Source organism: Pseudoalteromonas sp. NZS11, from assembly GCF_015864765.1.
In the GTDB taxonomy this organism is placed as follows: Bacteria; Pseudomonadota; Gammaproteobacteria; order Enterobacterales; family Alteromonadaceae; genus Pseudoalteromonas; species Pseudoalteromonas arctica.
In genome coordinates, this window is record NZ_JADYWP010000002.1 from 557,277 (window position 1) to 571,187 (window position 13,911).

Here is a 13,911-nt window from a genome sequence, read left to right on the forward strand (position 1 = left end):
ACTGTCCATAAACCAAGCAGTAACGCAAACTTAAATAAGAATCAAAACCAATAGTAACGCAATGATTTTTATAGAGAAAACTTGCAATATAGGCTATTTGTACTACACTGCATACAATTGAAATAGTTAAGGCGATTTATCATGAAAGGTAATCAAAAAGTAATCGATGCGTTTAATACATTGTTAGCTAACGAATTAGCAGCAATCGACCAGTATTTTATACACTCGCGCATGTATGACGACTGGGGTTTAAACAAACTATACGAGCGCCTTAACCACGAAATGGAAGAAGAAAAAGATCACGCAGACTGGCTTATTAAGCGCATCTTGTTTTTAGAAGGTGTACCAAATATGACTAAACGCCGTGATTTACTTATCGGTAACGACGTAAAAAGCATGATGCAAAACGATTTAACACTAGAACTTGAAGTAGTTGCGTGTGTTAAAGACGTTATCGCAATATGTGAAGAACAACAAGATTATCAATCTCGTAGCATTTTAGAAAAACTGTTATTTGATACCGAAGAAGATCATGTTTACTGGTTAGAGCAACAACTTGGCTTAATTGATAAGATTGGTTCTGAAAATTATCATCAAGCACAAATGGCTTAGTAGGAGCATATTATGAAAGGCGATAAAGACGTTATTGCAGCGCTTAATAAAGTACTCGCTAATGAGCTTGTTGGTATTAACCAATACTTTCTACATGCACGCATGTTTAAAGATTTTGGCTTCACTCAACTAGACAAAGCAGATTACAAAGTATCTATTCAAAAAATGAAAAACGCCGATCGTTTAATCGAACGTATTTTGTTTTTAGAAGGTTTACCAAATCTTCAAGACCTAGGCCGACTGCGTATTGGTGAAAACAGCGAAGAAATGATTGCAGCTAACATGAGTTTTGAACTTGATACTATTGGTGAGTTACAAAGCGCAGTTAAACTGGCTGAAAGCAAAAAAGATTATATTACCCGTGAAGCCCTTGACCACATTTTAAATGAGCAAGAAGAGCAAATTGATTGGTTAGAAACCCAACAATTACTTATTAAAAATACGGGTATTAAAAACTACTTGCAGTCTCAACTGTAAATAGTAACAAGCATAAAAAAAGCAGCTAAAAAGCTGCTTTTTTTATATCTAAATTTTATATGTAATTAAGCAACTTGATCCGTCACATCCGCAATCTGAATAAGTCTGCGATTAAGGATCTTTTTAGTACAACCACAACACTTACCGCATTGGCTGCCTACTTTAAGCTCTTTAGTTAATTCACGCATGGTTGTTGCACCATCGTCAATTGTTTGCTCAATTTTTTTATCAGTCACACCGTGACATAGACAAATATACATGAATACAAACCACTCTCAATTTCATTTAGTAGGTGCATACTAATCTAAACGAAAATGGTTATCAATTGTTATTTGAAAAAATGTGTATTATTTGAATTTTTTTTGGCCAGCGCCACTTAAGTTGAGAATTCGCGGCAGCTTGAGAATAGTTTTAATTTTAAGCAAGGCGTGGCACTCAGATTGAGATTTATTAATTAGAGTCTACCTTAAATTTAAGTAAGATTAGGTTTAGGTAAATATTTGAATGGTTCAGAATTAATTACTTTAAGGCTTTAAAAACCTTAATGTATAAATACGAAATTTATGGATGGGTGATTTCCGGTTTGTGCCAGTGTAGGTCGGATAAGCGAAGCGCCATCCGACACAGTAAAATACCTTGCCAATTATTATCAACATTTTATGTTGTCGAGTGGCTGGAGAGTGCCATGAGCGGTCATTGATAGTTTACCAGGTGCAGGCCCACAATTAGCACCTCGATTATGTTTCTTTTTCGTCGATTCTTTTGAGAATAATTAGAAATACATCTAAAGCTTCTTGAACCAAATTTTGATGTGCATGCTGATCAATAAGTAAATAAATAAGATGATTACGGTATGCAGAACTCAAGTGCTTTGTAAGGACTTCATCGATGTTAGTAACTTTAGAAACTGAGGAATTTGATGCATAAAGCATTTTATTTCTTTCATTTGCAATTTCTTGAATGTATTTGAATATCGAGTCAATGCCACGATCAGATGCTATTTCACGAACTTTCAATAAATAATCGGTTGCTTTTCCGTTAGGCTCTACAGAGACAAGATTTAGTGGTGGCTGTGGAACAATGCATATCTTTTTGTCTCCATCTTCACCAATTGGCATTCTAACCCACAGTTTTTCTTTTTTGTTTCCGTTTAAAGAGTCAAAAAAAAGCTCCAATGGAATTTCATTTTTTAAAATACCCAGCGCGCCACCAATTAAATCAAAGAATTGTGAAATACCTGATTTGTGTTTGTGATCCCAAGATTTCAATTTATTAGCATTAGCATATCGTCGCTTTTTTAACGCTGCAAATATTGCCGTTGCTGACTCTTCCTCTGCGGTAATTGCAACAAAAGCTGCTATTTCTGGCATACTTTCACGCAACAATACGGAGCGTTCCATGTGTCGGATGCTAGATTTCACTGCAAAGCCACCATAACCAGAAGTGGAACTAGCTTCTTTAAGTACTTTTTTTTGAAAATCGTTTAAATTCATAGATTCCATTTGAAACATAACGGCTTATTGAACACCATTTTGGTGGTTTATAACACACCAAAACGGCGTATATTACATATCCTGATAATTTCACCAATAATCACTTTTGTAAACATGTGATTAAAACAGCTCGGAATTAGGCATGTTATTTTGCCCCAAAACGGCGTTTAATAATGTTATTGGACAAAATTAGATTCTACTCAAAACACAGGAATAAACTTAACTTTTTCATTGTCCGGTTTTCGCTCTTTCCTGACTATCAACTAATTGCCAAAAGCTAACTTTATTACTCCCGAATAAATTAACTATATTCGATTCTTAATATTTACCGCTCAAAAGTTTTGTGGAATAATGCCCGTCTCTTAGGGGAGTAGCCCGCTCAGTAATGAGTAAACTTATCAACATAATTGCACCTCATGTGCATGGTAAGTTTGTAATGTTGTAGCAAGCGTTATCGGCGAGACCTAGGTAGACACTATCCTCATGGCGGGAGATAGTTGTTTGCCTTGGTTTAGTATTCCCGCCTGTAAGAATCAATAATGGAAGTTTTTTTAACCTCAACCGTCACTGTCACACTTGCCGAAATAGGCGATAAAACCCAGCTTTTATCGCTCCTGTTAGCCGCCCGCTTTCGTAATAAAGGCGCGCTTATTCTTGGTATTTTAGCCGCAACCTTACTCAATCATGGTTTATCAGCATGGTTTGGGCAGTGGTTAAGTAATAGTTTTTCTTCTGAATATTTACCTTGGCTTGTAAACATAAGCTTTATTGTAGTTGGACTTTGGTTGCTAGTTCCAGACAAGGACGAAGCTGTAAGTAGTAAATATGATAGCTACGGAGCTTTTTTAGTCGCTTTTGTATTATTTTTTATTGCAGAAATTGGTGATAAAACACAAATAGCGACGGTGTTGTTAGGCGCACAATATCAGTCTGTGTTTTGGGTAACGGTAGGAACCACGTTAGGTATGCTAATTGCTAACGTGCCTGTTATATACGCTGGTAATGCATTACTAAAAAGAATATCGCTAAACACCGTACGTGCTATTGCTGCTTTTGTGTTTGTGTCATTAGGTATTTATGGCTTAGTTACAATTTAATCAATATTAAAGCTCGCAACTGTTGATTTAAGTGCGAGCTTTAGTTTATCGATACGTTATTTATGCATTATTTACACAGTAACATCCCTTGGTTTGTGTAATTAAGAGATTTGAGTTAAAACCAGCAGCTAAATTAGTGACCGCAGTTTCAACAAAACCACTTCCTTGGGCACAAGCTAATCCTTCAGAGAGCGGCCCAGCATAAACAAACTCACCATCTTTATTAATAATAACGGCGGCAGGCGTTGCCGGAATAACGTGTTTAAGCTTTGGTGTTAATTCAACTTGTACAACCTTCATAGCTTTATTGGCAGCAAAAGAGGTTAACGATGAAATATGCGGCTTAGCTTGTATAGTACACCCGCATTTTTTTTCTGTTATAAGCACTAAAGACGGCTCACCAGTATCAACCCAATCCAATTGCTTTTTAAAGTTATTAAACCAGTGTTTTTGCAATAAAACTTTTGAGCTATCAAACGGTTTAAGCTGCTCTAATTGAAAATAAACTAACCCTGCAACAACACAAATAAGCCATGTAGTTATAAGCGAAAATACGAAAGAGTTAGATTTATCTAAACTTGGCAATGCTTTGCTCTAACAAATCAATACTTACGTCAATTAACTGCACCTTAGCGGTTAACTGCTGCACTATTTGCGTATCTTGGTACTGATTTTGTCGCATAGTATCAGTACTGCTTGCTATTAATTCAGTATTACCTGCCTGCTCAGCTACAACTTGTGCAACTGAATCAGAACTTGAAGATACTGCGTCTATTTGCTCGCTCATTGCTGAAATATTCTCTTTCATTGCAGCACTAATACTTGTTAAATCAACTACAAAACTCACACACTGACTCATTGATTGTGTTGACGTTTTACTATTATTAACAAGATCTTTTAATGTTAGACTAATTTTATCTGTTGTTGCTTTACTATGGTTAGCCAAAGATCTTACCTCATCAGCAACAACAGCAAAACCTCGACCATGTTCGCCTGCACGGGCAGCTTCAATAGCGGCATTTAAAGCAAGTAAGTTTGTTTGCTCAGCAATACCTGATATCTCATTTAGAAGACCTGAAATAACATCACCCGCTGCCACTAAGAGGTTTATTTTTTCTTCAGTATGGTTAAGTAGTGTTAACAGCTCTCTACTTTTAGCATCTGTTTGAAGAACTTCTTTTAATGCGTTGCTGGCAGCTTGTGTAATATGGTCTACTTGACGCTTTAGCACCTCACTTTCTTCTTCTACAAGTTTAAAACCATTAGCAACTTGAGCGCCAGAATTAGCAATATCATCAGTTTGTTGTGTACGCTGCACTGCACCACCCGCCAACTGATCATGAACATGTATAAGCTCTTGTGAGTTTTTTTGCAGTGATTCTGATTGAGTTTGTACCTGCTTAATAACATCCGATAAGTAATCTAGTAACGTGTTAAACCCTGCTACTGCCTCACTTTTAGTATCATCAGCGCGAAGAGAGAGTTTTATGTTTTCAGGGTCTTTCATTATTTGCTCTGTCGCATAACTTAAAGATAGACTCGCACGACGTTCGCGTTGCAACATTATGGCAATATAGCCTGCAACTAGCACCTCAACTATTGCGTATCCAGCATGAATAAGCACCGTAGTAAAAGCAAGCCTATCAGGGTCAAATACGTAAAACCCTGTATTTTGAGTTTGTAAATAATAAAAAGACAAATGATGAACTGCCACGAATACAATTGCAGTAATAAACACTCGCCATTGTACAAAAACAATTAACATGGGCATTAAAATAAATATTTCAAAATGGACTTCAATCAACCCAAAAGTTTGTTGTATGTGCAAAAAAGAAAACATCATTATGGCGGCAGCTACGACATGCGGGGTAACAGGGCTGTCCCCTTGTGTGTTTAAAAGCCATATAGGTAATAAACACAATGGCAAACCTATCATAAAGGCCTGCGCTAATGTGTCGAAATACAAGCCAATAGCGATAGACTCGACAAACAAAAGACTGAAAATAATTGTAAATAACCGGCCAATACTAGACATAAAAACCTTAAAATTGTTGTTTGCATTGTTGTTTTATAAAGCAGTCTGCAATATACGTGTAAAAACGAGTTTCAGTTCACTGAACACAATAATAAACTACCGACACACCAAAAATTAATACATTTAATTTACATGATATACATGTGGTCTACTTAATTATAGGGAGTATTTTTTTAAACGTAGGCGTTGCTGCTTTTTTTGTCCATTGAAAAATAACTATTTCAGCGCATGAAATTACCGCACCCGCTTGGCGTAATTGCTCAACTGCCAAGTTTTTATGTTGCGGATTTCTCGAGCCAATACCATCGTGTACGACAATAACCTCAAAACCATTTTCTATTAAATCTAAGCATGTTTGTAAAACACACACATGCGCTTCAGTGCCCACAACAACAACCTGCTTTTTATCATGGCTTTTTAACTTATCAACAAAGCCAAGCTCTGCACATGCACTAAAGTACGTTTTATGAAAATACATAGCATTAGGTAAGGTATTTTTAATTTGCTGATTAGTCTCGCCCAACCCTTTGACATATTGCTCAGTTATTAAGGCCGGGACGTCGTGAATAATACCTGCCTGCGCTAACTGCAATGTACTTTTTAAAATATTCGGAAAATCTTTAATTGCAGGAGCAAGCAACTCTTGTAAGTCTATTATTAATAATACGCTGTTTTTTACATCAATATTAGATAAAACCACTATACTCTCCTCATGAACATTAACTGTTATCTATTTAGATTAGCTCACTATTTGAAAATAGAAATTTTAACTTTACGTATATTATTTGTAATTAAAAAATAAAAACTTATGCTATATTTACTATCTAGCTAAGTATCATCCTATCCTCCACTGAGAGTGTTTATAAGTGCGTTTGAGCAAACTTTTTTTTCCTATCACCATTATTTTTTTACTATGCATTCAATGTACTTTTGCATCACAGAACTATGCTCAACAATTACAACGTATTTCTACTGACGAAGGTCTCTCGCAAAGTTACGTTTTGCAGACACAAGAAGACGAAATTGGCTATATTTGGATAGCTACCCAACAAGGTTTAAATCGCTTTGACGGGTATAAAGTAAAAACTTTTAATGGTGGCTTTGGCTTAGATAAACACTATATTTATGCGTTATTTAAAGCCGAAGACGGAAAGATTATCGTTTCAACTGATCTTTCTGGTGCGTTTATAATAGATCCCCTCACTTTAAAAACCGAAAAAATCTATTCAGGTCAAATAGATAAAGAACAAAAGATGTTTTCTCCAATCTCCGCGATGACCCAAAAACAAAATACTTTTTACTTCGCCATAGATGGTCAAATATATACATTTGATGAGACGAGTAAACGCTTTACACTTAAACTAGCTCTACCAAATGAAGGTGACTACATTAGGTCATTAACGATATATAAAAACACTTTATATATTGGTACAAATGATGGTTTATACACTGCAAATATAGATAATTCAGAACTTGTAAAAATCCCTCTTCACCCCCCTGAAAAAAATACGATAGATAATATAAACGTCAAATTCTTAAGTGTTGATAATGAATTAGGATTACTTGTTGGTACTGTTGAAGGCATGTATCAATTAGCATTCGATAATAACAAAAATATATCTGCAGCAAATATTACAACTTTAATCCCTGATTATAATATATGGGATTATGCCAATACTGTTTACGGGGAGTTTGTAGCAACCGAAAGTGGATTGTTCAGTTATCACCGCGAAACCAAAGAACTAGAGTTCATATTAAATTATGAAAAAAGTAAGTTTAATATTAGTGAAAACTCAATCAACGATCTAATGATTGATAAGTCCGGCGTGCTTTGGCTCGCATCTAGAACCCAAGGGGTGTTTACTTGGCCAGTCAAAACTCAACGGTTTAAACATATTTTTTTACCAGGGAATAATACTGTTCATGCTGCCTATCAAGATAAAAATAATATTATATGGTTAGGGACCGAAGATGGTATTGCGCGCTACGACAAAGTTACAAATAAAAGTAAAGTATATTTAAGCTCGACCGACTCAAAAGCCATATATGGAGCATCTGCGGTATTTGATATTTTTGCGTCTTCGATTGGAGATGATCAGTTTCTTTGGCTTGTTACTTTTAACGGGTTTAAACTTTTTGATAAGCAGACAGGTAAAGTTGTTGAAAACCAAGACACAGAGAATGATGTAATTAACCGATCCAACTTATTTGGCTTTGCCCAATTATCTGCAGACACATATGCATTTATGTCTGATGATAACTTTTATCTTTTTAATGAAACAACCGGAAAAACAAGAATTATTAAGGGACTCAAAGAGCAAGTCGACCCTTTATTTTCTTACGCTTTTTATAAACACCTCGACACACATCCTGAAGAGTTTGTGCTTGGTACATCAAAAAGTTTTTTTAGGTACAACGAAAAAACGAAAACTTTAACGACTATATTTCAGTCTTTTAATCCTAAAGAAGATATTTTTTACACTGTAGAAAACTTTTACTTAGACTCAAAACGGAATACTTTATGGTTGGCAACCACCCAGGAAGGCTTACTTGGTGTTGACCCAGTTACTTATGAGAGAAAACACTACATAGGATTAAAAAATTCATTTAATACTGACTCTATCTATTCGTTACTTCCTGATGAAAATGGTTTTTTATGGGCAAGTACCGACAATGGTTTATATCAAATAAACCTAGATACACTTAATGTGGTGAGTTATTCAGTGAAAGACGGGTTGAACATAAACCAATTCACACAAATTGCAGCAACAACATTAAATGATGGCAGGTTAATTTTTGGCAGCAATGCCGGAGCTCTACTATTTAACCCTGTAGACTTTAATGAAAAAGAACAACTGAAAAAAAGCAATCTAGCCATTACTGATATAGGCCTCTTTACTAAGGAGCTCAATTATCACCCTCATAAATACCTTAGCAAACCGCTTGAGCTAGATCATGAAGATATGGGGTTGACGGTTAGTTTTTCTAACTTTTCTTACCCCAATATAGACAAAGCGTATTATAAAGTTACCCTTTTAGGGCCTACGTCCCTTACATATGAAGACTTACAATCTAATCAAGTATTTTTCACAAAGCTCCAACCGGGTAGTTACTCACTAAAAATATCAGCACATAATCGCGATGGTATTGTTACAAGCGAACCAGCCACGCTTAACATCAACGTAGCTTATGCTCCATGGAAGTCGCCCTTTGCTATTGCCGCCTATATAACCTTAATGCTAGCCGTGTTGTTTTTTATTTTTTGGCAATACCGCAGCCGCCAAGTTGCAATAGAACAAGCTCATAGAGCGACTATTCATTCGCAAAAGCAAACAGAGCTCGCGCTTAAAAATAACAAAAGTGGCGTGTGGGATTATAATTTTAAAGATGCTTCCGTAAGCACGCTCAGAGGAATTGAATTAGGCTATACAGGCTTGCCTGTACGCGTACACATAGAACAATTTTTGGCGCTAATACACCCTGATGATCGACGTCGTTTTGAAAACCAATGGGAAAACTACTTCAAATACAAAAAACAACAAAACTGGCAAGCAACCTATCGCTTACAGCACAAAGATGGCCATTGGTTATGGTATCAAGATACAGGTCAAGTTATATACGATCCTCAAACAAATGAGCCGTTATATGTTTCTGGCATATATACTAATATCACAGCGCAACGTGCTAACGAGCAACAAGCAAAAATTTTAGGTGAAGCGTTCAGCCAAATAAATGACTGGTTACTTATACTCGATAAACATTTAATGCCATTTTCTGCGAACAACAGTTTTATTGAAACATTTTCAAATGAAAAAGTAGCCACTAAAATTAGTCCTAAATTATTCATAAAAGCGATTGGTAAAGATAAGTGTAAAGAGTTTGCTGGTATCTTAAAAAAATTAAAACCGACAGAAAACTGGCAAAGTGATGCTTATATAAAAACAGCAAGAAATAACGAACATCCAATTCATATAAGTGCCACAGCAGTTACAAAAGATACTGCAAGTTACTATGTGGTGGTTATTACAGATTTAACCGAGCAAAAACGTGCTGAAAACGAATTGCGCTATTTGGCTAATTTTGATCCTCTAACGCATCTACCTAATCGTAGTTTAATGTATAAAAATATTGAAGACGCGATTAAACATGCCAATGAAAGTAATACACAATGCGCATTATTATTTATTGATTTAGATAAGTTTAAACCTGTTAATGACTCTTTTGGCCACGCAGTTGGCGATAAGCTCTTGTGTAATATTACCCAAAGAGTGAACGGTATGCTCGGCGCAAACGCAAAACTTGGCCGACAAAGTGGTGATGAATTTTTAGTGCTGATTCAAAATATAAAATCGCTTCAGTCTCTTCGCGATACAGTAAGAAAAATTAGTAATGAGTTAGCTAATAAAGTAATTATTGAAGACTTCTCTATTAATATTTCAGCCAGTATTGGCGTTGCTTTATACCCATTCGATGCTGTAACCACCGATTTACTTATCCGTAATGCCGATGTAGCCATGATGCACGCTAAACAAGGCGGGAGAAACGACTTTAAGTTTTTTAGCGATGAAATGAATGAGCTGATAAAACAAAAGTTACTGCTCGAAAATGATTTAAAAGATGCAGTAAAAGACAACCGATTTTTTAATCACTATCAGCCCATTATCGACATAGAAGAAAAAACAATAAATGGCGTGGAGTTACTCATGCGCTGGAAAAATCAAGGACAGTTGGTATCCCCAGCACTTTTTATACCGGTAGCAGAAGAAACCGGTTTAATAGAACTCCTTACTGAGCAAGCATTGCAACGAGCTCTTATTGAAATTGCACCTATACTCAGCGCAAACCCATTGTTTTATATATCTTTAAACTTATCGCCTAAACACATTTTAAAAACAAACATAACCCAGCGGTTAATGTCCATATTAGCGGACTCTCAAGTTCATCCAAGACAATTAAGACTTGAAATAACAGAGAGTATTTTACTAGAAGATAAACTCAAAGCAGCCAAGCAGCTACAAAACTTAAAAGCTGCTGGGTTTAAATTACTACTTGATGATTTTGGTACTGGTTACTCGTCACTCACCTATTTGAGCCAATTTCCTATTAATGTTATTAAAATAGATCAAAGCTTTGTAAACAGTATTGGTATAGATAAAGGGGATGAGTCAATTATTAAGACCATTCTTTTATTGGCCGAAAACCTAGATCTTTACTGTATTGCAGAAGGAGTAGAAACGCGCGAACAGATGATCTTTTTAGCCGAGGTTGGGTGTACTGTACTGCAAGGTTATTACTTTGCAAGGCCAATGGATGCTAAAGACTTACGTAAAAGCGATTGTTTTAGCAATATCATTGATTTGATTTGATTTGATTTAAAACATTAAAAGCGTGCTAATCATTATTACACGCTTTTATATTAATTAAATGCTACTAATGGATGTGATGGCATTCGTGGCTTTCTATTTGTAATACACTATTGCGTACATTAAATTTTTCAGCTAACAGTTGTTCTACCTTCATACGACATGCTTCATCGTGTTTTTCAATAGTACAATGCTCTTTAAGTACAACGTGCGCCCCGACTACTACACCCTTATATTTACGCGTTACAGTGACGTTATGGACATTGTGAACATGCTCCATATCTGTAATCTCACTTTCAATATCTGCAACTTTAGGGAGTTTGGCCTTATTTAAGCGTAAACCTTTTATACAACTAATAATGACCTTAACACCGGTAAACAACACGAAAGAGGCGATTAACATGCTCGATAAAATATCGATAACAACCCAGCCCGTAAAATATATAAGAATACCAGCCACAAATGTCGATACGGTAGAAATCAAATCAAAGAATGAATGTAAAAATACCGCGTAAACATTAATACTCGCTTTGCGGCCTTTATATAAAACCCATGCAGCAGCACCATGAAATAAAAAACCAATAGCAGCAATAACCGACATTAAATAACTATTAATAGCCAGCTCATTTCCTTCATGCTGGTGTATATAGCGCTCACCACCTTCATACAAAATAATTAAACTGATTGCTAGGTATAAAAATCCGTTCACCAGACCACCCAAAAGCTCGGCTCTTTGATGACCATCGTTATAGGTTTTAGCAAAATGAATAGCGAGACTTGATGCAATCAGTGCGATGAATAACGAGCTATTGTGAACAAACAAATGCCCCGCATCGGCAAGTACAGCAAGCGAATTAGAATAATAAGCACCTATAACCTGAATTACCATAAACGAACACGTAATTGCTAGCGCAATAAGTAACCGACGACGAGAAGCTTGGTGTGTAGTGATTTCTGTCATGAAATGCTTGAATAACCTATACTTAAAGTGCAAATAAACCAAAGATGGCTTAGAGTAGAAAAGAGTAATGATATACAGTATCAATTATAATACGTACTGCCCTCAAACGCACTAAAAACTTAGTAAATCAAAAAAAATGTGCTAATAATTAGTAGGGCTTGTTGAACTTCGGTGGTTGAATTTACACCAGTATTTTTGTTTTTTAGGCAAGGCAGAGCCTATGTAGTGTGGCTATTCCCCATAAATAGGCGATAACGCAGCATAAATACCAAACATGCGCAGCCTTTTGAGCTCGTTCTAAGGACGATTAACACGCCCAAGTAAAAACAATAAAAATACAATGGATAACAATTTAATTGTGGCTTAAACACATGGAGAGTTGAGTGAGTAATAACCTATCAAATGAAATATGGCGAAACTTGGAGTTACTGCCGTTTTGTGTATTACTTTATGATGCCAATGAAAATATATTTAAAGTTAACAGCCAAGCACAGGACTTGTTTGGCTTAAGAAATAAATCACATTTTAATAAAATTGATTTTTCACACATCACTTTAACCAATCATCACAGTAAAAAAGAACTATTAGTCGAGGAGCTATTCTTTGATTATTTCACTGCAAATAACCAATGCCAGTTTGTTTTATCAAAACAGGTATCTAAATTGCTACTCAATGTAAAATTTGCAAAATTACCTAACTCAAGCTCCATTATTATAATCGATGTATTGAATAATAATGTAGATGAACAATATGATTTTGATAATATTATTTCGAACATATCAACTGACTTAATTGATATTCAAAACGACGACGTTGATAAGCATATCAACTACGCATTAAAAGCTATTGGTACCGTTTGCCACGCAGATAGAAGTTATCTTTTTAAGTTTGCCGAGGATGGTAAAACCATAAATAACACCCACGAATGGGTCAATAATGATATACAAGCATTTAAAGAGGACTTACAAAACCTTCCGAAAAGCGATCTCCCATATTTTTTTAGTTTGATGGCACGTACTCACTTATTTAGAGTTAACGATGTAACGTCGTTACCCATTCAAGCAATGAGCGAAAAAACAATTTTCCAGCGACAAAAAATAAAATCAGTACTTTGCATTGGTCTACGTTATGACAAAGAGCTCGTTGGCTTTATAGGCTGTGATTGCGTTGTTCAAAAGCGAAACTGGACTGATTTAGACCTTATTCGCTTAAGGTTAGTAGGTGAAATGCTTGCTAATGCTTTCAAAAATTTAAATTACAAGCAAGAGCTACAACAAGCTCAGCAGCAACTCATTAATGCCAATCATAAACTTAACAAACAAGTTAATACTGATGGCCTTACAAACATTGCTAACCGACGCTGTTTTGATCAAACTTTAAAATGCGAAATTAAGCGCGGCGCACGTAATAAAGAACCCATTAGTTTAATAATGTGTGATATTGATTTTTTTAAGCGTTATAACGATAACTATGGGCATCAGCTAGGTGACGAAGTGTTAAAAAAAGTTGCCAAGGCGCTGCATGATCTTTGTAAACGTGAAGGTGATTTAGCCGCTCGTTTCGGTGGTGAAGAATTTGCGATAATTTTACCTGCAGTCGACACAGATCATTGTCAAAGGTTTGCTGTTCTTATTCAGGAAAAAATTGCAGAACTCGCAATTGAACATAATTTTTCAAGTGCTAGTAATTACCTTTCTTTGAGTATTGGATTTTATAGCCTTATACCCAATCAAAAAACAACATCTAAAGAAGTTATAACTAACGCCGACATAGCCCTTTATAACGCAAAAGAAACAGGCAGAAATAAAATAGCCAGTTTTTAAAAAACCGACTAAGTCGGCGCGCTACAGTGAGTTTTAGTGGTTAAAAGTTC

11 protein-coding genes and 1 riboswitch are annotated in these 13,911 nt (G+C 35.7%); of the genes, 5 read left to right on the top strand and 6 right to left on the bottom strand.

What is annotated here, in order from left to right:
* Window positions 1–141 precede the first annotated feature (141 nt).
* Together bfr (I6E82_RS06140) and bfr (I6E82_RS06145) are read left to right on the top strand one after the other, a co-directional pair.
* Window positions 142–612: a bacterioferritin gene (gene bfr, locus I6E82_RS06140; RefSeq protein ID WP_002958985.1), complete on the top strand. Its 471-nt coding sequence runs from the start codon at window positions 142–144 to the stop codon at window positions 610–612.
* Window positions 613–624: 12 nt separating this feature from the next.
* Window positions 625–1,089: a bacterioferritin gene (gene bfr, locus I6E82_RS06145; RefSeq protein ID WP_024593101.1), complete on the top strand. Its 465-nt coding sequence runs from the start codon at window positions 625–627 to the stop codon at window positions 1,087–1,089.
* A gap of 65 nt (window positions 1,090–1,154) precedes the next feature.
* On the opposite strand, the gene I6E82_RS06150 is transcribed toward bfr (I6E82_RS06145), so the two are convergent.
* Window positions 1,155–1,349: a (2Fe-2S)-binding protein gene (locus I6E82_RS06150; RefSeq protein WP_002960627.1), complete on the bottom strand. Its 195-nt coding sequence runs from the start codon at window positions 1,347–1,349 to the stop codon at window positions 1,155–1,157.
* Window positions 1,350–1,826: 477 nt separating this feature from the next.
* Entirely contained in the window at window positions 1,827–2,582 is a 756-nt protein-coding gene (locus tag I6E82_RS06155; RefSeq protein ID WP_138585715.1) for a hypothetical protein, read from the bottom strand.
* A gap of 353 nt (window positions 2,583–2,935) precedes the next feature.
* Window positions 2,936–3,038: riboswitch (yybP-ykoY riboswitch) on the top strand.
* 83 nt (window positions 3,039–3,121) lie between these two features.
* Here I6E82_RS06155 and I6E82_RS06160 point away from each other — a divergent pair.
* The gene (locus I6E82_RS06160) at window positions 3,122–3,679 is read left to right on the top strand and encodes a TMEM165/GDT1 family protein (protein ID WP_101164254.1); all 558 of its coding nucleotides are present in this window, start codon (window positions 3,122–3,124) and stop codon (window positions 3,677–3,679) included.
* 60 nt (window positions 3,680–3,739) lie between these two features.
* On the opposite strand, the gene I6E82_RS06165 is transcribed toward I6E82_RS06160, so the two are convergent.
* From I6E82_RS06165 to I6E82_RS06175, 3 genes are all read right to left on the bottom strand, one after another.
* Entirely contained in the window at window positions 3,740–4,264 is a 525-nt protein-coding gene (locus tag I6E82_RS06165; RefSeq protein WP_154902939.1) for a DUF6436 domain-containing protein, read from the bottom strand.
* Window positions 4,248–5,714 (bottom strand): methyl-accepting chemotaxis protein, encoded by a 1,467-nt coding sequence (locus I6E82_RS06170; RefSeq protein ID WP_197117147.1) that lies wholly within the window; start codon window positions 5,712–5,714, stop codon window positions 4,248–4,250. Before I6E82_RS06170 ends, I6E82_RS06165 begins: the two co-directional genes overlap by 17 nt.
* A gap of 148 nt (window positions 5,715–5,862) precedes the next feature.
* Window positions 5,863–6,414, bottom strand: a complete 552-nt coding sequence (locus tag I6E82_RS06175) for an isochorismatase family protein (RefSeq protein ID WP_154902941.1) — start codon at window positions 6,412–6,414, stop codon at window positions 5,863–5,865.
* A 166-nt stretch (window positions 6,415–6,580) separates the two neighbouring features.
* Here I6E82_RS06175 and I6E82_RS06180 point away from each other — a divergent pair, with 166 nt between their 5' ends.
* Window positions 6,581–11,080 carry an EAL domain-containing protein gene (locus tag I6E82_RS06180; protein ID WP_197117149.1) on the top strand — a complete coding sequence of 1,500 codons (4,500 nt, stop codon included), beginning with the start codon at window positions 6,581–6,583 and terminating at the stop codon, window positions 11,078–11,080.
* A gap of 64 nt (window positions 11,081–11,144) precedes the next feature.
* On the opposite strand, the gene I6E82_RS06185 is transcribed toward I6E82_RS06180, so the two are convergent.
* Complete coding sequence (locus I6E82_RS06185) at window positions 11,145–12,038, bottom strand: cation diffusion facilitator family transporter (protein ID WP_007581834.1); 894 nt, start codon at window positions 12,036–12,038, stop codon at window positions 11,145–11,147.
* A 383-nt stretch (window positions 12,039–12,421) separates the two neighbouring features.
* On the opposite strand from I6E82_RS06185, the gene I6E82_RS06190 reads away from it, so the two are divergent.
* Window positions 12,422–13,861: a diguanylate cyclase domain-containing protein gene (locus I6E82_RS06190; protein WP_197117151.1), complete on the top strand. Its 1,440-nt coding sequence runs from the start codon at window positions 12,422–12,424 to the stop codon at window positions 13,859–13,861.
* Window positions 13,862–13,911: the final 50 nt, after the last annotated feature.

Bases quoted from the DNA above. Each gene is read 5' to 3' on its own strand.
- bfr (WP_002958985.1), top strand. From the start codon at position 142: ATGAAAGGTAATCAAAAAGTAATCGATGCGTTTAATACATTGTTAGCT.
- bfr (WP_024593101.1), top strand. From the start codon at position 625: ATGAAAGGCGATAAAGACGTTATTGCAGCGCTTAATAAAGTACTCGCT.
- I6E82_RS06150 (WP_002960627.1), bottom strand. From the start codon at position 1,349: ATGTATATTTGTCTATGTCACGGTGTGACTGATAAAAAAATTGAGCAA.
- I6E82_RS06155 (WP_138585715.1), bottom strand. From the start codon at position 2,582: ATGAATTTAAACGATTTTCAAAAAAAAGTACTTAAAGAAGCTAGTTCC.
- I6E82_RS06160 (WP_101164254.1), top strand. From the start codon at position 3,122: ATGGAAGTTTTTTTAACCTCAACCGTCACTGTCACACTTGCCGAAATA.
- I6E82_RS06170 (WP_197117147.1), bottom strand. From the start codon at position 5,714: ATGTCTAGTATTGGCCGGTTATTTACAATTATTTTCAGTCTTTTGTTT.
- I6E82_RS06185 (WP_007581834.1), bottom strand. From the start codon at position 12,038: ATGACAGAAATCACTACACACCAAGCTTCTCGTCGTCGGTTACTTATT.